The organism is Pseudactinotalea sp. (assembly GCF_048594945.1).
Classification (GTDB): domain Bacteria; phylum Actinomycetota; class Actinomycetes; order Actinomycetales; family Beutenbergiaceae; genus Pseudactinotalea.
In genome coordinates, this window is record NZ_JBMDXJ010000365.1 from 1 (window position 1) to 20,318 (window position 20,318).

General features: G+C 72.0%; 18 protein-coding genes. 7 read left to right on the top strand and 11 right to left on the bottom strand.

The genetic code is table 11. The features are described from left to right. From ACOJSN_RS16680 to ACOJSN_RS16695, 4 genes are all read right to left on the bottom strand, one after another. Positions 1-320, bottom strand: a 320-nt coding sequence (locus tag ACOJSN_RS16680) for a glutamate--tRNA ligase family protein (protein ID WP_420113618.1), incomplete at its 3' end; no start/stop codon positions are given. 19 nt (positions 321-339) lie between these two features. Further along, entirely contained in the window at positions 340-1,110 is a 771-nt protein-coding gene (locus ACOJSN_RS16685; protein ID WP_420113619.1) for a fumarylacetoacetate hydrolase family protein, read from the bottom strand. A gap of 10 nt (positions 1,111-1,120) precedes the next feature. After that, the gene (locus ACOJSN_RS16690) at positions 1,121-1,918 is read right to left on the bottom strand and encodes a class I SAM-dependent methyltransferase (protein WP_420113620.1); all 798 of its coding nucleotides are present in this window, start codon (positions 1,916-1,918) and stop codon (positions 1,121-1,123) included. Then, entirely contained in the window at positions 1,915-2,310 is a 396-nt protein-coding gene (locus tag ACOJSN_RS16695) for an MmcQ/YjbR family DNA-binding protein (protein ID WP_420113621.1), read from the bottom strand. The genes ACOJSN_RS16690 and ACOJSN_RS16695 overlap by 4 nt, the downstream gene beginning before the upstream one ends. A gap of 77 nt (positions 2,311-2,387) precedes the next feature. Between ACOJSN_RS16695 and ACOJSN_RS16700 the strand changes: the two genes are divergently transcribed. The 7 genes from ACOJSN_RS16700 to ACOJSN_RS16730 all read left to right on the top strand — a co-directional run bounded on the left by ACOJSN_RS16700 (position 2,388) and on the right by ACOJSN_RS16730 (position 13,124). Then, on the top strand, positions 2,388-3,707 hold the full coding sequence (locus ACOJSN_RS16700) for a DUF418 domain-containing protein (RefSeq protein ID WP_420113622.1): 1,320 nt from the start codon (positions 2,388-2,390) through the stop codon (positions 3,705-3,707). Positions 3,708-3,804: 97 nt separating this feature from the next. Then, on the top strand, positions 3,805-6,963 hold the full coding sequence (locus ACOJSN_RS16705) for an FtsX-like permease family protein (protein ID WP_420113623.1): 3,159 nt from the start codon (positions 3,805-3,807) through the stop codon (positions 6,961-6,963). Continuing rightward, positions 6,960-9,647, top strand: coding sequence for an FtsX-like permease family protein (locus ACOJSN_RS16710; protein WP_420113624.1), 2,688 nt, complete (start codon positions 6,960-6,962; stop codon positions 9,645-9,647). The genes ACOJSN_RS16705 and ACOJSN_RS16710 overlap by 4 nt, the downstream gene beginning before the upstream one ends. Then, positions 9,644-10,609 carry an ABC transporter ATP-binding protein gene (locus ACOJSN_RS16715; protein WP_420113625.1) on the top strand — a complete coding sequence of 322 codons (966 nt, stop codon included), beginning with the start codon at positions 9,644-9,646 and terminating at the stop codon, positions 10,607-10,609. Before ACOJSN_RS16710 ends, ACOJSN_RS16715 begins: the two co-directional genes overlap by 4 nt. Then, positions 10,606-11,307 (top strand): ABC transporter ATP-binding protein, encoded by a 702-nt coding sequence (locus tag ACOJSN_RS16720; RefSeq protein ID WP_420113626.1) that lies wholly within the window; start codon positions 10,606-10,608, stop codon positions 11,305-11,307. Before ACOJSN_RS16715 ends, ACOJSN_RS16720 begins: the two co-directional genes overlap by 4 nt. A gap of 17 nt (positions 11,308-11,324) precedes the next feature. Next, positions 11,325-12,308, top strand: coding sequence for a GDSL-type esterase/lipase family protein (locus tag ACOJSN_RS16725; RefSeq protein WP_420113627.1), 984 nt, complete (start codon positions 11,325-11,327; stop codon positions 12,306-12,308). Between the two features lie 249 nt (positions 12,309-12,557). After that, positions 12,558-13,124 (top strand): adenine phosphoribosyltransferase, encoded by a 567-nt coding sequence (locus ACOJSN_RS16730; protein ID WP_420113628.1) that lies wholly within the window; start codon positions 12,558-12,560, stop codon positions 13,122-13,124. 9 nt (positions 13,125-13,133) lie between these two features. On the opposite strand, the gene ACOJSN_RS16735 is transcribed toward ACOJSN_RS16730, so the two are convergent. The 7 genes from ACOJSN_RS16735 to hemQ are packed head-to-tail and all read right to left on the bottom strand — an operon-like array spanning position 13,134 to position 20,138. Next, positions 13,134-14,291: an NAD(P)/FAD-dependent oxidoreductase gene (locus ACOJSN_RS16735; RefSeq protein ID WP_420113629.1), complete on the bottom strand. Its 1,158-nt coding sequence runs from the start codon at positions 14,289-14,291 to the stop codon at positions 13,134-13,136. Between the two features lie 35 nt (positions 14,292-14,326). Continuing rightward, on the bottom strand, positions 14,327-15,619 hold the full coding sequence (hemL, locus tag ACOJSN_RS16740) for a glutamate-1-semialdehyde 2,1-aminomutase (RefSeq protein ID WP_420113630.1): 1,293 nt from the start codon (positions 15,617-15,619) through the stop codon (positions 14,327-14,329). Then, a complete protein-coding gene (gene hemB, locus ACOJSN_RS16745; RefSeq protein WP_420113631.1) occupies positions 15,616-16,602 on the bottom strand; it encodes a porphobilinogen synthase in 987 nt (328 codons plus the stop codon). Before hemB ends, hemL begins: the two co-directional genes overlap by 4 nt. Beyond that, on the bottom strand, positions 16,599-17,330 hold the full coding sequence (locus ACOJSN_RS16750; protein WP_420113632.1) for a uroporphyrinogen-III synthase: 732 nt from the start codon (positions 17,328-17,330) through the stop codon (positions 16,599-16,601). The genes hemB and ACOJSN_RS16750 overlap by 4 nt, the downstream gene beginning before the upstream one ends. Further along, a complete protein-coding gene (hemC, locus tag ACOJSN_RS16755) occupies positions 17,327-18,223 on the bottom strand; it encodes a hydroxymethylbilane synthase (protein WP_420113633.1) in 897 nt (298 codons plus the stop codon). Before hemC ends, ACOJSN_RS16750 begins: the two co-directional genes overlap by 4 nt. Next, the gene (locus tag ACOJSN_RS16760) at positions 18,220-19,467 is read right to left on the bottom strand and encodes a ferrochelatase (protein ID WP_420113634.1); all 1,248 of its coding nucleotides are present in this window, start codon (positions 19,465-19,467) and stop codon (positions 18,220-18,222) included. Before ACOJSN_RS16760 ends, hemC begins: the two co-directional genes overlap by 4 nt. Beyond that, the gene (hemQ, locus tag ACOJSN_RS16765; RefSeq protein WP_420113635.1) at positions 19,464-20,138 is read right to left on the bottom strand and encodes a hydrogen peroxide-dependent heme synthase; all 675 of its coding nucleotides are present in this window, start codon (positions 20,136-20,138) and stop codon (positions 19,464-19,466) included. The genes ACOJSN_RS16760 and hemQ overlap by 4 nt, the downstream gene beginning before the upstream one ends. Positions 20,139-20,318: the final 180 nt, after the last annotated feature.

Below are 20,318 nucleotides of genomic sequence, written 5' to 3' on the forward strand. Positions count from 1 at the left end.
AGCAGCCGTCGCGCGACGTCGGCATACAGATCCATGCGCTGGCTCTGCCGGTACGGCTCGTGCGGTCCACCGACCTCGACGCCCTCGTCCCAGTCCAGGCCCAGCCAGCGCAGCGCGTCCAGCAGCTGGAGGTAGGACTCCTCGCTGTCACGCGCGGCGTCGGTGTCCTCGATGCGGAACACGAACGTGCCGCCCGTATGGCGGGCGTAGGCCCAGTTGAACAGCGCGGTACGGATGAGGCCGACGTGCGGCGTGCCTGTCGGCGACGGGCAGAAGCGGACACGAACAGCAGAGGTGGCGGAGTCGGATGCCTGGTTCACGGTCCCCCAGCGTAGTTCGCTACCGCGCCATCACCGGATTGGAGAACTCACCGATGCCCTCGATGTCCACGCGGACCCGCTGCCCCGGCTCCACCGGCCCCACGCCCGCAGGCGTACCGGTGAGGATGACGTCGCCCGGGAGCAGTGTGAAGATCCGCGACACGTAGGAGACCAGCTCGGGCACGGAGGTGATCATCTGGGACGTGGAGCCGTCCTGCCGCAGCTCGTCGTCCACCCAGCACCGCACGCGCACGTCGCTCACGTCCAGGTCCATCACCAGGTAGGGGCCGAGCGGGCACGAGGAGTCCCACGCCTTGCCGCGGGTCCAGGTGGTGTCCGAGCGCTGCACGTCGCGCGCGGTCAGGTCGTTCGCGCCGGTGTAGCCCAGGATCACGTCGCTCGCGCGGTCGGCGGGCACGTCCTTGCAGATCCGCGAGATCACGACGGCGAGCTCGGCCTCGTGCTCCACGTGACTCGTGTAGGGCGGCGGCACCACCGGGTCGTCCGGTCCGATCACGGCGGTGTTGGGCTTGAGGAACACGATCGGCTCGGGCGGCACCTCGTTGCCCAGCTCGGCGGCATGCTCGGCGTAGTTGCGGCCGATCCCGATGACCTTGCTGCGCGGGATGATCGGGGCGAGCAGTCGCGCCGAGCTCAGCGGCACGCGCTGACCGGTGGGCTCCAGCTGGCTGTACAGCGGGTCGCCGGCGAGCACGACGAGATCGTCCGTGCCCTCCTCGACCACGGCGTAGCGAGGGTCGTCCCCGGTGGTGAACCGTGCGATGCGCATGGGGGTCAGGCTATCGGCGGGCCAGCACCTCGCCATGCACGACGACGAACCACGCCTCGTCGCGTGCCGCCCAGTCGTGCCAGGCTGCCGCCAGCTCGGCAAGCTCAGCCTCCGTGGCGTGACCGCCGTCGATCGCGTGCCGGGCGAAGCTCGAGTGCTGCACCCGGTCCGCCCAGCTCGCCGCCCACCAGTCGCGGTCATCCGGCTCGGCGAAGCACCACACGCCGGCGCCGGGCGTGACGTCGGCGAAGCCGGCCTCCTGCGTCCACCCGAGCAGCCTCCGACCGGCGTCGGAGTGGTGGTGGCTGGTCAGCTGCTGGTAGAGCGTGCGCCACCGGTCGAGCCCGTCGCTGTCGGGGAACCAGCGCATCGCGCCGTAATCGGCGTCGCGGACCGCGAGCAGCCCGCCGGGTCGCAGCACGCGCCGCATCTCGCGCAGCGCACCGACCGGGTCGGCCATGTGCTGCAGCACCTGGTGCGCGTGCACCACGTCGAACGACTCCGCGGAGTACGGCAGGGCCATCACGTCGGCCTGCTCCAGCTGCACGTTCTCCACGCCCTGCGCTACCGCCAGGTCCGCAGCCTTGCCGAGCACATCCGCAGAGGTGTCGATGCCGATCACGCGACCGCCCGGCACCCTGCTGGCAAGGTCGACCGTGATCGTGCCCGGCCCGCAGCCGACGTCAAGCACGTCCATCCCGGACTCCAGGTGCGGCAGCAGATACCCGGCGGAGTTCTCGGCCGTGCGCCATGTGTGCGAACGCATCACGCTGGCGTGGTGGCCGTGCACGTAGTCCGGCGCGTTCATTCGTCAAACCTAGTGCGGTGGCCGCCCTCGGCGAGCAGAGTTGACGGCGCCATCGCGCGCCAGGCGTCGAGCACCAGCTCCTCGACCTGCGCCGCGTCGGCCTCGTCGAGGCGCACCAGGACCGCGGCGAAGCGCTCGAAGTGCGGGATCGTGAACCACGGGCCCGGCGTGGCGAGGATCGCGTCCTTCTCGCCGAGATCGTCCACCCGGACGGCGAGGATCTCACCCTCCGGCGCGTCCTCGCCCAGGTCCGCACGGTCCTTCTTGCCGAGCGGGCGCACCCACGCGAAGGTCTTGCCACGCACCTTCCAGCACCGGTTGCCCCAGGTGGTGCCTTCCTCGACCTCGGGCAGCGCGAGCGCCGCCCGCTCCACGTCGTCCCAGTCAGCCATGCTCGAGGGTAGGCACGGGGCGTTCTGCCCGTCCGGCGATCGCGGCAGCACGCCGCCGGCTCGTTAGCCTGTGCGGAATGTCGACCATGACCGCGGCCGCCCCGAACCCGCCGAAGCAGAAGAAGGCCCGGATCGTCGGCGTCGACACCGCACGCGGACTGGCGATCATCGGCATGTTCATCGCGCACCTGGGGCTGGAGCGCAGCACCGAGCTCTTCTCCACCACCGGCTGGTTCTGGATCGCCGATGGTCGCTCCTCCGCCCTCTTCGCCACCCTCGCCGGTGCGGGCCTGGCGTTCATGACCAAGCGCGCCTACGCCAGCGGCGAGGTGGCCGAGTACGCCACGCAGCGCAGCCGGCTGCTGAAGCGGTCCGCCATCCTGCTCGTCTTCGGCTGGCTACTCACGGCCCTGCTCACGCCGGTCGCGGTCATCCTCGGTGCGTACGCCCTGCTGTTCGTCCTCGCGATCCCGTTCCTGCGAATGCGCCCGACGGCGTTGCTCGCCTCGGCCGGCGTCGTCGCCCTGGTCATGCCGACCCTCGTGCTGATCTCGCGGTACGCCCTGCTCGGGGCCACGTCGCCCCACGAGTACGCCTACGAGAGCGCCGGGCAGATCGCCCTGGTGATCCCGGTGGTCGCCGACCTGTGGTCGGGCTACTACCCCGCGCTGTCCTGGCTGCTGTACATCCTCGTGGGGCTTGCGATCGGCCGGATGCCGCTGCGCCGCTGGACTACCCAGATCGGCCTGCTGCTCGGCGGAGCGTTCGTCGCCGCCGCCGGGTACCTGCCCGGCCTTGCCCTCGAGCGCAGCACCACCGGCCTGGTGCAGGACCTCGTCACGATCGAGCCGCACGCCGACACCAGCTTCGAGATGCTCGGCAACGTCGGCGTCGCGGTCGCGGTGCTCGGTCTCTGCTTGTTGCTCACGACGGCGATCACCCCGATCCGTATCGCCCTCACTCCGGTCTCGGCGATGGGAGCGATGTCGCTGACCGTGTACTCGGCGCACATCGTGGTGATCCGTATCCTCATGCTCGTCTGGGGCGCCGACGTCGTCTTCAACCCGGCGTCCAACTGGCCGCTGATCTGGTTGACCGTCGGCGCGATGGCCTTCGCCACGATCTGGCAGCTCACACTCGGTCAGGGCCCGCTTGAGCGATTGCTCCAGCGCATGATCCGGCCGCGCCAGCGGCCCGCTCCCCCGCCCTGGCCGCCGCAGGGTCCACAGCCTCAGACCTGGGCGCAGCAGGGACAGCAGCCTCACCCCTGGCCGGCCCAGGACCAGCACGCAGCGCCCTGGCCACCCCAGCCGCAACAGCCGACCCCCGGTCCGTACGGTCCGCCGAACCCGCAGCCGCCTGGCCCGTACCAGCAGCAGCCGCCACCGCGGCTCTGACACCGTGTCCGCCGTGCACACGCGTGGTGCGGTACATCAGATGATGTGATCTCGGTTACGGTAGGGCGTCGCAGCAGGGGGAAACGGAGGCAGCGGCGTGCGCACCAGCGGCTATGCATGGCGACGCTCACGCGCCCGGGCAGGTCTCGTCGCGCTGCTGACCGCGATGTCCTCGCTGGTGGTGCTCGCACTGGCGGGGACGCTGGCCTACCTCGACGTGTCCTCGACGGCGGGCGTGCGTGAGGCGATCGCAGCGTCGCCGCCGACCGCACGTATCCATCAGGTCCAGACCCGGCTCGCCGACGACCCCGCTCAACAGCACGCCGACTCCGAGGCCGTGCTCGATCGGCTGCTGCCCGCGGGCGCGCTCACGTGGTCCGCGATCCGCACCCCGCCGCTGCCGCTCGCGGACTCCGAGGCTCGCGCCGTGCTGGTCGTCGACGAGGAGGTCGGCGAGCACGCGGCTCTCTCGGAGGGAGCATGGCCCGCCGCAGCCGATCAGACAGCTGTGCACGCCGCCGTCGCCGAGTCCCTCGGCCTCTCGATCGGCGACGTCGTGGAGGTGACCGCCGAGGACTCGGCTGCCGAGCTCACGGTGGTCGGCACATGGCTACCCGCCGACGCTGACGCCACGCACTGGTTCGGGGACGCGATGCTCGCCACCGGCGTCGACCCACTCAACGCGGACAGCTACGGCCCGTTCCTCGTCACGACCGAGGCTCTGACACCCCTGGCCGTCGCGCCGTTCGTCCAGTGGAGCATCACGCCCGGCGCCGAGCTGAGCCCCGAGACGCTCGACGACTGGCTCAGTGCGCTCCCGCTGGTGGCCGAGCGTCTCAGCGACGAAGGCCTCACCGTTCGAGGGGTGACGACCTCGGGCACGCTCACCGGAACCCTCGCAGATGCCCGCGAAGGTCTCGCCTCGGTCCGTGCCTCGAGCGCCATCCCGCTGCTGATCGTGGCGCTCGTGTCGCTGGTCGCGCTGTGGCAGATCACGCGGCTGCTCGCCGCGATGCGCGAGCGCGAGACGCTCGTGCTGCTCTCGCGCGGGGCTGCGCCTGGGCAGATCCTCCGGATCGGCGCTGCTGAGGCCGTGGTCGTGGCCGCCGGTGCGCTGATCGGCGGCGTGGCCGTCACGGTGGCCTTCGCAGGTCGCGCCGGTTTTGATCTCGGCACCACGGTGCTCGTGACGGCGGGCGCCGCCATCGCCGTGCTCGCGGTGATGATCGCGGCGGTGTGGCGTGCCACCGCATCCGGGCTCCGCCCCGAGGGCGAGAGCGGACGTGCCACGGCCGCGCTGACGGGCAGCGCGTTCGTGCTCGTCAGCGGGTTCGCCGCGTTCGCCCTGTGGCGCTTCACGCGCAACGGCTCGCCGCTCGTACCCGGCACCCGGCAGATCGACATCATCGCTGTCGGCGCTCCCGCGCTGGCACTCATCGCGATCGCCCTCGCCGCCGTCGTGCTCGCGGCACCGCTGAGCAGAGCGCTGGCCTCCCTCGCGGCCCGCCGCAGGGGATTCTCACCAGTCACCGAGCTCCGACAGTCCTCGCGCCGCACCATGGTCAACGCGGTCCCGGTCGTCCTCGTGGTGCTCGCCGCCGCCATCGCGACGATCGCCAGCAGCTACGCAGGGACCTGGCAGGCGCTACGCACGGCCTCGGCGCAGGTGTCGGTGGGCGCGGACGTCCGCGTCGAGACCGGCGGTGGCGTCGCGTCCCAGCAGCCGCGCGGAGTCCTGAGGACGGCAGAAGCAGCCGGGGTCGATGCCGCCACCGGCGTGCTGCAGGCGCCACTGCGGATCGATGACCGTGTCGGTCGGTTCACGGCGCTGCCGATTCTCGACGTCGGGGTGTCGTCTGCGCCAGCGACCCTGGTCGATCCCGTGGTGCCGCTGCTGACACCTCCGCAGGACCCGCTCCCGGGGCTCGACCTCCCCGACGATGCCCAGCAGCTCACCGTGGACGTCACGGCATCGGCGCTCGGCGAGCCCAGCACCTGGAGCGCCAGCCGGTCCGTGGAGCTGCGCGTGTGGATGTCGCAGGGTGCTGAGCTGATCAGGGTCACCGTGGGCACTCTGACAGTCGAGGCCGCTGACCTGCTGAACCTCACCTGGGACGAGGAGGAGAACCAGCCGGTGGAGACCGTGCTGACCAATCCCGACAAGGGTGAGCCGGTGAGCGCCGAGCTGACAGCAAACCTGCCCCCCGGGCGCTGGCGCGTGGTCGCCGTCGACACCGTCATGGGCGCCACGCTCGAGCCGACGGCCTGGCAGGTCGAGGTCAGTCAGATCGCTGTCGACGGCGCGGACCTGCTCGCGGACAGCACGCTGAGCTGGGATCCGACCGTGCGGCCGATGCCTGGAGGGAGCGGCGATTACGCGCCAGAGGGCACCCTGGCGTTCTCCGGCGAGTTCGTGGGTGACACCGTCGGCCCCACCGCAGCCCTCGTCAGCACCGCAGTACAGCGATTCATGCCAGAGGCAACGCTGCCCCTGACCGTGCCCGTGGTCACGACGGCCGGCTGGAACGACACGATTCGCCCAGCGGGAACCGATGTGCTCATCGGTTCGAGCGCGGCGCGACTGGAGCAGGTCGGGACGATCGCAGTCGTCCCGGGCAACCCCGATCCGGCGGCCGCACTCGCGGACCTTCCGACATTGCAGAACGTGCTGCTGCGGACCGCCGACGACGTGCTGGTGATCTCCCAGGTCTGGCTCAGCTCGGGAGCACGCAACCCCGTGGAGGTGGCGGACGAGGTCCGCAGCGTGCTGGGCCCACGCGTGGAGGTCGTGGCCACCGGAGAGCGGGTCACCGACGCCGTGGCCGCGCCTGCGCGCGCTGTCTACTGGGTAGCGGCGTTGTGCGCACTGCTGCTCGCACTACCGGCGATCGCGGCCGTCGCGGCCACACAGGCGAGTGCTCGGCGCGGCGAGGTCGTGGTCCTTCGCGCGATCGGGGTCGGCGCCGCGCAGCAGGCGCGCTCCCGCACCCGTGAGCTGCTCGGCCTTGAGCTGGGCGCGACCGCCGCTGGATTGCTCGCAGGCTGGCTGATCAGCCACCTCGTGATGGTGCCGCTAATCCGATCGACGGCACCACAGGTCTCGCGTGCCGTCCCGTTGCAGCTCACGTTCGACTGGCTGCCCGGACTCGCGATGGTGGCCGCAGTCGTGGTCACCGTGGGGGCCGTCGCGTTCTGGTACGGCCTGCGCGTGCGCGCCCAGTCGCGCGACACCACCTGGCGGGAGGAGATCCGGTGAGGGCCCGCCTGCTGCTGCGCCAGGCGACGAGCTCGATCGGCGCCTCGATCGCCATCGCCGTCATCGTGGCGGTCGCCGCCGGCCTGTTCACCGCGTGGCCACGGCTGGCGCGCACCACGGAGGTCGCCGAGTTCAACTACCGGATCTCGCAGACGCCGGCCGCCACGCGTGACCTGTCGGGCCGTGAGGTGGGGTCCTGGCTGAACGGAGGATTCGCGGAAGCGCTCGACGCACTCGAGGCAGCCGCCGCGGCGGCGGGACCGACGCTGCAGCCGCTGCTCGGCCCCCCGCAGATCATGCTCTCGATCCAGGGGATGTCGGACCCGCTGCCGTTCGATACCGAGGCACCCGGACCGAGTGACGTCACCGGGCGCGAGCTCCAGTTCCGTGCCAGCCCCTCCTTTGCCGACCACGTCACGATCATCGACGGCGAAGCACCGGAGCCGTGGCTGCCGGGACCGGAGGGAGTCGCGCCGGTGCCGATGATGGTCTCCACCAGAACGGCGGAGCGCCTCGGTGTGGAACCCGGCGAGGTGCTCACCCTCAGCGGCAACACCATCGTCACCGCCGAGGGCGCGGTGCCACTGACCGCGATCGTGACCGGCACCTTCGAGGCGGTCGACGAGGCCGACACCTTCTGGGAGCACCACGTCAGTGGGCTGGTGCCTTACAACCGGGGCGATCCGGACAAGGGCGACATCTTCGTGGGTGCCGCCTACACGCACCCCGACACGGCGAACGCGCTCCCGCCGGAGGCTGGGCTGCTCCCCACCATCGACGTCTGGTTCCCGCTCGACACCGGCGCCGACAACGCCGGTGCGCTGCTCGACGACCTCCGCGAGATGACGGCACGGGAGACCGAGATCGCCGGGTCCGGGCTCGGGGCCCCCACGATCCAGCTCGAGACTGCCCTCGTCGATGTCCTGACCGCCACGATCATCGCGCAGCGTGGTGCCGCGGCTGTGCTCACGCTGATCGTGGCCGGTCCGATCGGCGTCACGTTCGCGCTGCTGGCGCTGACCACCAGGCTGTCGGTCTCGCGTCGCCGCCCGACGCTGGCGCTGGCGAGCGCCCGTGGCGGATCACCGGTGCTGCTGCGCGGTGCGCTCGGGCTCGAGGGCCTCGTGGTCGGCCTCCCCGCGGCACTGCTCGGTGCCGCCGTGGCTACGGTGGCGATCCCCGGGCCGCTGCACGGTGGTGACTATCTGCTCGCGCTGCTCGTGGCGCTCGCACCTGCGGCATTCCTCGCCGCCGAGCCGCTGCCCAACCTGCGGACGCAACGCCAGGATCTCTCCTCCCGCTCACCCAGCCGGTGGCGATGGGTCGCGGAGACGTTGGTGGTGGCGACCGCTGCCGGTGCGGTCTACCTGTTGCTCAGTCGCGGCCTGCAGGCGACCACCACGTCCTCCGTGGACCCGCTCGCCACGGCCACGCCGCTGCTGGTCTCGTTCGCGACGGCGGTGCTCGCGACTCGCGCGTTCCCCCTCCCGATGCGCGTGGTGCACGCGGCGATGCGACGCCGACGCGGGATCGCCGGGTTCCTCGGGTCCGCCAGGGCTATCCGTGAGGGCGGCGTCGGTATGGTCCCGATGCTGGCACTGCTCGTGGCGACCTCGATCGCGGTGTTCTCGACCACGCTGCTGACCACGTTGTCGCACGGCGTCCGCGAGACGGCGTACAGCGCCACCGGCGCCGATGTCCGGCTCTCGGGACCTCCGTACTTCGACGACCTCGTCGCCGACGTCGCCGCGGTCCCAGGCGTGGCCGGCGTCGCGCGGGTCTATTCGGACGACCTGGCCCAGCTGACCGCCGACGGCACCACCCAGCGGGTCACGATCTACGCGGTGGACACCGCGGCCCTGTCAACCGTGCAGAGCGGCATCACCGGAGCGGTGTCCCTGCCCGCCGGCATGGGAGAGCTCGTCGACGACACGGTTCCGATCGTGGTCTCCCCCGCGATCGCTGCTGCTCCTGAGGCAGAGCTGAGTCTGTACATGCCGAGTGTCGTCCCGGTGAGCCAGGTGGCGGTCGAGCCCACGGCGGCCGGCCTCGTGGACGAGGCACGCTGGGTGATGGCCGACATCGAGTTGCTGCGTGAAGCCACCGGACAGCCGTTGATCCCCCGACTGCTGCTGGTCGACCTCGGGCCCGATGCCGACCAGCCCGCCGCTGTCGAGGCACTGTCCGCGGCCGTCGATGGGACCGGAACCCTCACGGCTGCCTCGGCCCGAGAAGCGGACTTCCTCGAGTCGCCGAGCGCCGGGGCCATGCAGCAGGGTGCTGCGGCAGCACTCGTCGTGAGCCTGCTGCAGAGCGTTCTCGCCCTGGTGCTCACACTCGTGCTCGCCGCGCCGGCCCGACGCCGGCTGGTGGCGGTGCTGCGCACGCTCGGACTGGGCGCGAGGGACGCGCGGCGCCTGGTCTCGTGGGAGCTGGTTCCGCTCGCCGCGGTCGCGCTCGCAGGCGGCGCCGTACTGGGGCTGCTGCTGCCCCACCTCGTCGTCGCCACCGTCGACCTGTCCGCCTTCACCGGCCAGGCATCACCACCGGTCGTCTACGACTGGCCACGGCTGGCGATCGTGCTCGCCGTCGTGGTCGCCGTCGTCGGCCTCACCCTGCTGATCGCCAGCGCGATCGCTCGCAGGCTCTCCCTGTCCGTGCTACGCATAGGAGACGCGACATGACCAGCCCCTCCACTGCTGCTGATCACGCAGCCGACACGCGCGGGAGCGGCGGCGAGATCGTGTGCGAGGACCTCGTGCGCATCTACGCCGCCGACGGCATCGAGGTGCAGGCCCTCCAAGGGCTGAACCTGCACGTGGACGCGGGCGATCTCGTCGCGATCGTGGGCGCGTCCGGATCCGGGAAGTCGACGCTCCTGACGATCCTGTCCGGGCTCGATACCCCCACTGCCGGGAAGGCGTCGGTCGCGGGCGTCGACCTGCTGACGCTCGGCGGGAAGCAACGGGTGGCCTACCAGCGGCACACGGTCGGGTTCGTGTGGCAACAGACCTCGCGCAACCTGCTCCCGTACCTGACCGCGCTGGAGAACGTCGCGCTGCCGATGGCGCTGGCGGGCGGGCAGACGCAGTCGTCCATCACCGAACGGGCCGACGGTCTGCTGGAGATGCTGGGCGTCGGTCACTGTCGCGACCGACGCCCGAGCACGATGTCAGGCGGTGAGCAACAACGCACGGCGATCGCCGTCGCCGTCGCGAACTCGCCGAAGGTGCTGCTCGCCGACGAGCCCACCGGCGAGCTCGACGAGGCCACGAGCGTCGAGGTGCTGGAGATGATGCGGACCGTCAACGCGGAGACCGGCGTCACGGTGCTGATCGTCACGCACGATCCCACGGTCTCCGAACACGTGCGCCGCACCGTGCAGATCCGTGACGGCCGCACCTCGACCGAGGTGCTGCGCCGGCGTGAGACCGACGAGCACGGCACCGAGCATCACATCGCCGACGAGTTCGCCGTGCTGGACCGGGTCGGCCGGATGCAGCTGCCGCAGGACTTCGTCACCGCGCTGGAGCTCAAGGACAGGGTGCGGCTCACCCTGGAGCCCGATCACGCGGGCGTCTGGCGGGACGGGCGTCACGATGCCCGACGAGACTCGACGAGCCACGACGAGGGAGACCAGCGATGACCACCTCCCCGGCACTGTCCGGACGCGACCTCACCAGGGTGTTCACCACGCCGTCGGGCGATGTGCATGCCCTGACCGAGGTGAGTCTCGAGGTTCACCCCGGTGAGCTGCTGGTCGTGCGGGGTCCGTCCGGGTCCGGCAAGACCACGCTGCTGAACCTGCTGGGCGGACTGGACCGGCCGACGTCGGGCGAGGTGTGGATCGGCGACGCCGAGCTGACCGCGATGTCGGAGGGCGACCTGCTGGACGTGCGCAGGCGACGGCTGTCCTACATCTTCCAGTCGTTCGGGCTGATCCCGGTGCTGTCGGCAGCGGAGAACGTCGAGGTCCCGCTGCGGCTGGTCGAGACGCCGGGCGAGGAGCGGGACCGCCGGGTGCAGCAGGCGTTGGAGCTCGTGGGCCTCGGCCCGCACGCGAACCAGCGGCCTTACGAGTTGTCCGGCGGCCAGCAGCAGCGGGTCGGCATCGCGCGGGCGCTCGCGTCCGAGCCGGAGATCCTCATTGCCGACGAGCCGACCGGTCAGCTCGACTCTGCGACCGCCGCCACGATCATGGACCTGCTGTCGGAGCTCGTGCACGAGCGGGGGCTGGCAGCGGTGGTCTCCACCCACGACCCATTGCTGATGCACCGCGCCGACCGGGTACTGGAGCTGCACGACGGACACGCGCAGCGGCGAGGGCGCCACAGCGCGGCGTGAGGGTAGGTTGGGCGACCGTGACTGCGGAGCTGCGACCCGATGTCCGACCCGACGCCTGGCGCGGTGCCGCCGGCTGGGATGAGCGCGACGGCGCGCTTCGTGCCTGGCGGTTGCGCCCGGAGCTGGTGGGGCGGGCGTTCTCGCCGGAGCTGCTCTCGAAGGCACGCGAGGCGGCCGGCGTTCGGCTCGACGTACTCACCGACGCGGACACGTTCACGCTCGAGGGCGAGCTGCGGGTCGACCTCGACCGGGATCACCGCGTGGACGTGCTCGTGGACGGCGAGCTGCACCAGCGCATCGACCTCGAGCACGGGGCGGTGTCGCTGAGCGTGCCGCTGCCCCAGGGCGAGCACCGGGTGCAGGCGTGGCTGCCGCAGGTCGGCCAGCTGTGGCTGCGGTCGGCGCAGCTGACGGGATCCGTGCGAGCGCCGGCCGCGGGGACGCGATGGACGACCTACGGCTCCTCGATCACCCAGTGCAGCGCTGCGGCGGGGCCGAGCGAGACCTGGCCGGCGCTCGTGGCACGGGCGCTCGACTGGGACCTCACCTGCCTGGGATTCGGCGGCCAGTGCCACCTCGACCCGGTGGCGGCGCGCACCATCGCAGCGACCTCGGCCGATCTCATCAGCCTGTGCCTGGGTATCAACGTGCAGGGCGGCGCCACGATGTCGCAGCGCACGTTCGGACCGCAGGTGGCGGGACTGATCGACCAGGTGCGGGACGCCCACCCGGGCGTTCCGATCGCCGTCATGACGCCGATCGTGTCACCACCCCGCGAGAGCACGCCCAATGCCGCCGGGGTCACGCTGGCGTGGATGCGCGAGGCGATCACCGAGGTGGTCGAGGGCACCGACGACGAGAACCTGCACCTCATCGACGGACCCAGCATCATCGGGGTCGACGACCAGCACCTGCTGCCCGACGAGCTGCACCCGGACGCCGCCGGGTATCGACTGATGGGCGAGCGCATGAGCGCCGCTCTGGCACCGCTGCTCGGCTGACTGCGCCACCGGCGCTGACTCACACTGGCTCGCGTGAGGGAGCGTTGCAGAAGTGTCCAGCAGAGTGAACTCCGCACCGATTGGCACCGGCTGGCGTTGCAGAGTTGTCCATCAGGGCAGGCTCCGCAACGCGAGCAACCGCGTGCACGTGACGTCGGGGAGCGGCTGACGCGTGCCGCTCCTCGGCGAGTCGCGCGGGGTGGTGACGCGTGAGCGGGTTCGGTGCTCGCAGGCCGTAGCGTGTGGCACGTGAACGAGACGCAGCAGGGACCAGGCGCGGTGGCACGGGCTGCCGAGGTGATCGCCGAGCGGACCCGGCTGACACCCGACTTCCCTGAGCCGGGCGTGCTCTTCCGCGACCTGACGCCGGTGCTGTGTCACCCGGACTCGCTCGCCGCCGTGGCCGATGCGGTCGCCGCGCTCGGCGGCGAGGTGGACCTGTTCGCCGCGCTGGAGGCGCGCGGGTTCCTGCTGGGCGCTGCCGCTGCGGTCACCGCAGCTGCGGGCGTGCTGCCGCTGCGCAAGCCCGGCAAGTTGCCCGGCACCGGGACCAGCGCCGTGCTGTCGCAGTCCTACGACCTGGAGTACGGCACCGCCGCCTTGGAGCTGCAGCCCGCCGACGTGCCGCCCGGCGCGCGCGTGCTCGTGGTCGACGACGTGCTCGCCACCGGCGGCACCGCTGCGGCAGCGGTCGAGCTGGTACGGCGCGCCGGCGGTGACGTGACCGGCGTGGTCGTGGCGCTGGAGCTGCTCGACCTCGGTGGCCGTGCGCGGATCCCTGCCGACGTCCCGGTGCACGCGATCACCGCAGTCTGAGGACGCCCGTCAGCGCAGGTCGGTCAGCTCGGTTGGGTTGACCACCGTCCCGATCAGGTCCCGGAGGGCGTCGTTGACGTCCCAGATGCCCACGTTCATCGCGGCCGTGATGACGCCCGCGTCGTCGAGCCAGTAGGCGATGAACTCGTTGCCGTCGAGGTCGCCACGGATCTCCACCGAGTCCGACGGTGATGCGTGACCCACGTACTCCATCGAGAACTCGAACTGGTCGGTGAAGATGTACGGCTGCCAGTCGTAGGCGACGTCCTGGCCGAGTATCGCGCGGGCCACAGCCTTGCCCTGCCGGATCGCGTTGTCCCAGTGCTCCGACCGCAGCGGCCCGAGCGTGGCGTGCGTGACCAGAGCCGCGTCGCCCGCCGCCCACACGTGCGGGTCCGAGGTGAGGAAGTGGGTGTCGGCGACCACGCCGTCGGTGACCGCGAGCCCGGCGGCGGCAGCCAGCTCGGTCGTGGGCTCGACCCCGATGGCAGCGAGCACCGCATCGGCGGCGACCCGACCAGCCGAGGTGACCACGCCGCCGTCGCCGATCTCGAGAGCCTCCACCCCGGTGAGGATCGTGACCCCGTGCGCCTCGTGGAGACCACGGAGGTGCTCGGCGATCTCGCGCCCGAGCACGTTGGCGAGCGGGACCTCGCCTCGCTCGAGCACGGTCACCTCCATGCCCGCCTGGCGCGCCGACGCCGCCACCTCCAGCCCGATCCAGCCTCCCCCGATCGTGACCAGCTGCCCGGCGTCGGTGAACGTGGCACGCAGCGCCTGCTCGTCGGCGTGTGTCCGCAGCGTCAACGCCCGCTCGCCGCCGGGGATGCTGGGCACCCGCGGGTCCGCACCGGTCGCGATCAGCAGCGCGTCGTACGCGAGCGTCTCCCCTGTGCCGAGGGTGACGCGCCGGACCTCGAGGTCGATCTCGGTCGCCTCGGTCCCCGTGATCACACGCACGTCGCGCTCGCCGTACCAGCGCGCGTCGTGGAGCACGTCGAACTCGCTGTTGCCCTGCAGCACGTCCTTGCTCAGCGGCGGCCGCTCGTACGGAAGAACCGGCTCGGCGCCGATCACGGTCAGCTCGCCGGTGTATCCCTCCTCTCGGAGCGTCTCGACGGCGTTGGCTGCGGTCAGCCCGGCCCCGATCACCACGATGCGGTCCATCCACCCATCCTGCCGCGCTCGATGACTGAGCGTGCTCAGTCGGGCCGGGCAGCTCCCGCCGCGGCCCGCGCCGCAGCCGGCAGCGCGGCCACGATCTGCCCGACGGCGTCCTCGTCGTGCGCGGCCGAGACGAACCACGCCTCGAACGCCGACGGCGGCAGGCTCACGCCGGCCTCGCGCATCGCGTGGAAGAACGCCGGGAAGCGCCAGTGCTCGCTCGACTGCATGCCGACGTAGTCACGTACCTGCCCGGTCGCCCCGAACGCGATCGAGAACAGGTTCCCGGCCCGCTGGACATGGTGTGCCACCCCGGCCTCGTCCAGGGCCTGCCCGACGGCGGTGCTCACCTCGTGTGCGACGGCGTCCAGTCGGTCGTAGACCGACTGGTCGGCAAGCCGCAGCGTGGTGACGCCGGCCGCGAGCGCCACCGGGTTCCCACTGAGGGTGCCGGCCTGGTACACGGGTCCGAGCGGCGCGAGCAGGTCCATCAGCTCGGCGCGGCCGGCGAGCGCCGCGACCGGGAGGCCGCCGCCGATCACCTTGCCGAACGTCAGCAGGTCGGGCGCGAGGTCGGGCTCCAGCCCGAGCCATCCCGAGGCCGAGACGCGGAACCCGGTCAGCACCTCGTCACCGATCACCAGGGCTCCGTGGCCGTGGGCGAGCTGTGACAGCGCGGCGTTGAAGCCCTCCTCCGGTGCCACCACACCCATGTTCGCGGCCGCGGCCTCGGTGATCACGGCGGCGATGCGGTCGGGGTAGGCCGAGAACACCTCGTGCAGCGCGCCGAGGTCGTTGTAGGGAACCACGATCGTCAGAGCCGCGAATGCCTCGGGCACACCGGCCGAGCCGGGCAGCCCGAGCGTCGCGACGCCCGAGCCGGCCGCGGCCAGCAGACCGTCGGAGTGCCCGTGGTAGTGGCCGGCGAACTTGATCACGAGGTCGCGGCCGGTCGCCGCGCGCGCGAGCCGGATCGCCGTCATCGTGGCTTCGGTGCCGGTGGAGACGAACCGGACCTTCTCGGCCGCTGGCACACGCTCGCGCACCAACGACGCCAGCTCCGCCTCGGCCGGCGTGGACGCGCCGAACGACAGGCCCCGCGCCGCGGCCTCCTGCACCGCGGTCACCACCTCGGGATGCGCGTGCCCGAGGATCGCCGGCCCCCACGAGCCGACCAGATCCACGTACTCGCGCCCGCGGGCGTCGGTGACGCGCGCACCGGAGGCGGCCACCAGCATCAGCGGGTCGCCACCCACCGAACCGTGCGCCCGCACCGGCGAGCTCACACCGCCGGGCATCAGCTCGCGCGCGTGCGCCAGTACGTCGGTCATCGGCTGCTCCACTCCGCGATCTCCAGAGCCCAGTAGGTCAGCACCGCATCCGCGCCGGCGCGCACGATCGACGTCACCGACTCGGTGATAGCCGCCTCGCGCGCGATCCACCCGTTCGCGGCCGCGGCCTCGATCATGGCGTACTCCCCCGACACCTGGTACGCCCAGACCGGCACGGGCGAGGCGTCCGCGACCTGGTGCAGAACGTCGAGGTACGGGAGTGCGGGCTTGACCATGACGATGTCGGCGCCCTCCGCCACGTCGAGCGCCGCCTCTCGCACGCCTTCGCGGGCGTTGGCCGGGTCGAGCTGGTAGCTTCGCCGATCGCCCTGCAGCTGCGAGTCGACGGCCTCGCGGAACGGCCCGTAGAACGCCGAGGCGTACTTCGCCGCGTAGGCGAGCGTGGCGACGTCGGTGCGCCCTGCGCCGTCGAGAGCCTCGCGCACGGCCATGACCTGGCCGTCCATCATCCCGGAGAGCCCCAGCAGCACCGACCCCGCATCGGCCTGCGCGAGTGCCATCTCCGCATAGCGCACCAGCGTCGCGTCGTTGTCGACGCTGCCGTGGGCGTCCAGCACCCCGCAGTGCCCGTGGTCGGTGAACTCGTCCAGGCACAGGTCGGTCGAGACGACGACGGCGTCCCCCACCTCGGCGGTCACAGCCGCCGTCGCGCGGTTGAGGATCCCGGCGGGATCCGTCGCTCCCGTGCCGGTGGCGTCGCGATGGGCAGGTACCCCGAACAGCATCAGCCCGCCGAGGCCGGCCTCAGCCGCCTCGGCGGCCGCTCGGCGCAGCGAGTCCAGCGAGTGCTGCACCACGCCGGGCATGGACGACACAGGGCGGTCGTCACCGTCGTCCGGCCCGTCGTGCACGAACATCGGCAGCACGAGCTGGGAGGCGTGCACCCGCGTCTCGCTGACCAGCCGACGCATCGCGGCGCTCTGCCGCAACCGCCGTGGCCGGATCGGGATCGCGGTGCTCATGCAGCACCTCCATCGGGATCGGTGCTCGAGGCGATCGCCTGCGCGGCACTCAGCAGGTCGGCGACCGTGGGCGAGGCAGCGGTGGCCGCCACCTCCAGGCCCGCCGCGCGCACGTCCGAGGCCGTCTGCTCACCGAACGCGATCAGTCGCGTGGCCTCGGGAACGCCGACCTCGGCGAGGCGGTTCACGATGCTGCCGCTGATCACGAGGGCGATGTCGGCCTTGCCGGTCCGCAGCGCATGCTCCTCGCTGGCGCTGAGCGACGCGGGCGCGGTCCGGTACGCGACCACAGCGTCCACCTCCCAGCCCGCGCGGGTGAGCCCGTCGGCCAAGGTGGCCCGCGCCAGGTCGGACTGCACCACCAGCACGCGCCCGTCCGCAGGCTCGGGCCACACGTCGAGCATCGCCTGCGCCCCGCCGCTTCCCACGAGGTCCACGGCGAAGCCGGCCTCCTGCAGCACGCTTGCCGTGGCCAGACCCACGGCCGCCAGCGAGGTGGTCGCTGGGACAGCAACGCCCTCGAGCGCGGGCACCGCTGCGGCGCTGGTGATCCCGAGCCAGGCGTACGCGCCCGTGCTCAGCCGTTCGAGCGCCTCGTTGAGCTCGACCGAGGGTGCGGGGAGCACTTCGATCAGCGGCAGCACCCACGGCGTGAGGCCGATCTCGGCTGCGCCGGCGGCGACCGCCGCGCCCCAGGCGCCACCGCGCGGCACCAGGACCACGCTCATGCCGAACCATCCTGCAGCCACTCCTGCACGCCAGCCTCGATCAGTGTGCGCGCCGCGCGCACGCCGATGTCCGCGGCGTCCGTGAGCCGATCGTCCACGCGCGTGCCGTGGCGGCGCTGACCGTCGGCGGAGTACGCGACCGCCCGCAGGCTGACCCGGCCGAACCGGATCGTCGCAGTGGCGGCGACCGGTGCCGAGCACCCGGCCTCGAGCTCGGCGAGGAACGCCCGCTCGACCGCCACGGCCTGCCCGGTGCGCTCGTCGTCGACCTGCTTCAGCACCTCGATCATCTCGGTGTCCTCGGCGCGTGCCTCGACCGCGAGCGCACCCTGAGCCGGAGCGGTGGGCCACTCGAAGACGTCGGCGATCGGCTCGTCGCGACCGATCCGAGCCAGTCCTGCTGCGGCGAGCACCACGGCGTCGAGCTCGCCGTCGCTCACCATCGCGAGTCGGGTGTCGACGTTGCCGCGGATGTCCACCACGTGAAGATCCTCCCGCGCCGCGAGCAGCTGCGCGCGCCGCCGAGGAGAGCCCGTGCCCACGCGCGCTTCCTGTGGCAGCTCGGCGAGAGGCACCGCCGCGCAGAGAACATCGCGGTGGTCGGCCCGCTCCGGCGTGGCAACCACGGCCAGACCCGGGTGGGGCGCCGTGGGCAGGTCCTTGTAGGAGTGCACCACCGCGTCGCACTCCCCCGCGAGCAGCGCCTCGCGCAGCGCCGCGGCGAACACGCCGGTACCGCCGAGGCTGCTCAGCGAGGCGCGGTCGGTGTCGCCCTGGCTGCTCATCGGCACCATCTCGACGTCGATCCCCCGCGCGCGCAACGCGTCGGCGACCGTGCCCGCCTGCGTCTGGGCGAGCAGACTGGCACGAGTCCCGAGGCGGATGCTGGTCACGGCGCGATGCCTCCCAGCGCCGGTGCGAACGGGCGGCGGGCGTTGCCGCAGCAGCCCGGCCGGCACACGTCGACGTCCGGGCCGAGGTCGCTGAGCGCCGCGCGCTCCTGCGGCGGTCGGCCATCGACCCGCTCCCGCACGAGGTCGGCGAGCCCTGCCACGAACGCCGGGTGGGTTCCGGGCGTAGGCACACGGACCGCGGCGATCCCGTGCTCGGCGGCGGTCTCCAGCGCCTCGTTGTCGAGGTCCCACAGCACCTCGAGGTGGTCGGAGACGAATCCGATCGGCGCGATCACCACCGCGTCCGGTCGATCGGTGCCCACCGCGAGCTCGGCGAGGTGGTCGTTGATGTCCGGCTCCAGCCAGGGCTGGCTCGGCGGCCCCGAACGGGACTGGTACACGAGTGCAGAACCCAGCCCCACGCCGTCGGGCGTGGACACCTGGTCCATGATCACTCGCCCGACGGCGAGATGCTGGGCCTCGTAGGCTCCTCCCGCCCCGTAGTCGACCGCGGGATCTCCGGACCGCTCGGCGTCACCGGTCGGGATCGAGTGGGTCGCGAACAGCACCTGGATGCGGCGGTGACCCTGGCCGGCAAGCTCAGCCACGGCCGTCCCGATGCCCTCGACGAACGGTTCCACGAACCCCGGGTGGTCGAAGAATCCGCGGATCTTGTCGATCTGCAGCTCGTCGTCGAGGCCGGTGGCGGCCAGCGCGTCGGCAAGGTCCTCACGGTACTGGCGGCATGAGGAGTAGCTGGAGTAAGCGCTGGTGGCGAGCACCAGCAACCGGCGATGACCGGCCTCGTGCGCCTGGTGCAGCGTGTCGGTCAGGTAGGGCGCGAAGTTGCGGTTGCCCCAGAGCACCGGCAGCGCGGTCCCGGTCCGCTCGAGCTCGGCCTCGAGCGCCTGCCGGAGGGCGCGGTTCTGGTCGTTGATCGGACTGACGCCGCCGAAGTGGTGGTAGTGCTCGGCGACCTCCGTGAGCCGCTCGTCCGGGATGCCGCGGCCCGCGGTGACGTTCCGCAGGAACGGCATCACGTCGTCGGGGCCCTCCGGTCCCCCGAAGCCCAGCAACAGCACCGCGTCGTACGTCTGCTTCTCAGTCACGTACGCGGGCCCCGCCTGCGCGGCGGGGGTGGCAGCCGGCACGACGGCGCCCGGCGCGAGGGCCACCTCGGTCGCCTTGGGCGGCTTGCCGCCCGAGCCGGGCCTGGCTGTGACGTCGGTGCCGAGCGTGGTCATCGAAGCACCTCCACCAGCTCCTGCGGGCTGACGCGCCGGCCCGTGTAGAACGGGACCTCCTCGCGCACGTGGCGGCGCGCCTCGGTGTAGCGCAGGTCCCGCATGAGGTCGACCAGTTCCATCGGGTCGTCCGCCTCGAGCGGCAGGATCCACTCGTAGTCGCCCAGCGCGAACGCGGCGACCGTGTTGGTGAGCACGCCCCGGTGCGCGGCCCCCTTGCGGCCGTGGTCGGCGAGCATCGTGCGGCGCTCCTCCTCGGGCAGCAGGTACCACTCGTAGGAGCGCACGAACGGGTAGACGCACAGCCACCCCTTGGGCTCGAGCCCGCGCATGAACGCCGGCACGTGAGAGCGGTTGAACTCGGCGTCGCGGTGAACGCCCGCGGCGTGCCAGACCGGTGTCGATGATGCGAGTGTGCTGGTGCGGCGCAGGGTGCGCAGGCCAGCCTGGATCGCGGCGAGGTCGGGGCCGTGCAACCAGATCATCACGTCGGCATCGGCCTTGAGTCCCGAGACGTCGTAGAGGCCGCGGGTCCTCACCCCCGTGTCGGCGATCTCACCGATCGCACGCTCCAGGTCGCCTCCGTCACCGCCTGGCGGGTCGGTCTCACGGGCGAAGGTCGCCCAGAGTGTGTACTCGGTCTGCTCAGTCGGTCCGGCCGCGTCTGTCACGCCACCACCCTAGGTCGGAATCGAGGTGACAGGTCGCGACGGGGCGTCAGGATGCGTCCGAACGAACGTGAGACGGCGCACAACCTCGGGCCCCCCCCCCCCCACCCCGGGGGGGGCCCCGGGGGGGCCCCCCCCCGGGAGCCCCGGGACCCCGCCGTACCCCCCCCCCCCACCCCCCCC

Bases quoted from the DNA above. Each gene is read 5' to 3' on its own strand.
- ACOJSN_RS16685 (WP_420113619.1), bottom strand. From the start codon at position 1,110: ATGCGCATCGCACGGTTCACCACCGGGGACGACCCTCGCTACGCCGTG.
- ACOJSN_RS16690 (WP_420113620.1), bottom strand. From the start codon at position 1,918: ATGAACGCGCCGGACTACGTGCACGGCCACCACGCCAGCGTGATGCGT.
- ACOJSN_RS16695 (WP_420113621.1), bottom strand. From the start codon at position 2,310: ATGGCTGACTGGGACGACGTGGAGCGGGCGGCGCTCGCGCTGCCCGAG.
- ACOJSN_RS16700 (WP_420113622.1), top strand. From the start codon at position 2,388: ATGTCGACCATGACCGCGGCCGCCCCGAACCCGCCGAAGCAGAAGAAG.
- ACOJSN_RS16715 (WP_420113625.1), top strand. From the start codon at position 9,644: ATGACCAGCCCCTCCACTGCTGCTGATCACGCAGCCGACACGCGCGGG.
- ACOJSN_RS16720 (WP_420113626.1), top strand. From the start codon at position 10,606: ATGACCACCTCCCCGGCACTGTCCGGACGCGACCTCACCAGGGTGTTC.
- ACOJSN_RS16735 (WP_420113629.1), bottom strand. From the start codon at position 14,291: ATGGACCGCATCGTGGTGATCGGGGCCGGGCTGACCGCAGCCAACGCC.
- hemL (WP_420113630.1), bottom strand. From the start codon at position 15,619: ATGACCGACGTACTGGCGCACGCGCGCGAGCTGATGCCCGGCGGTGTG.
- hemB (WP_420113631.1), bottom strand. From the start codon at position 16,602: ATGAGCACCGCGATCCCGATCCGGCCACGGCGGTTGCGGCAGAGCGCC.
- ACOJSN_RS16750 (WP_420113632.1), bottom strand. From the start codon at position 17,330: ATGAGCGTGGTCCTGGTGCCGCGCGGTGGCGCCTGGGGCGCGGCGGTC.
- ACOJSN_RS16760 (WP_420113634.1), bottom strand. From the start codon at position 19,467: ATGACCACGCTCGGCACCGACGTCACAGCCAGGCCCGGCTCGGGCGGC.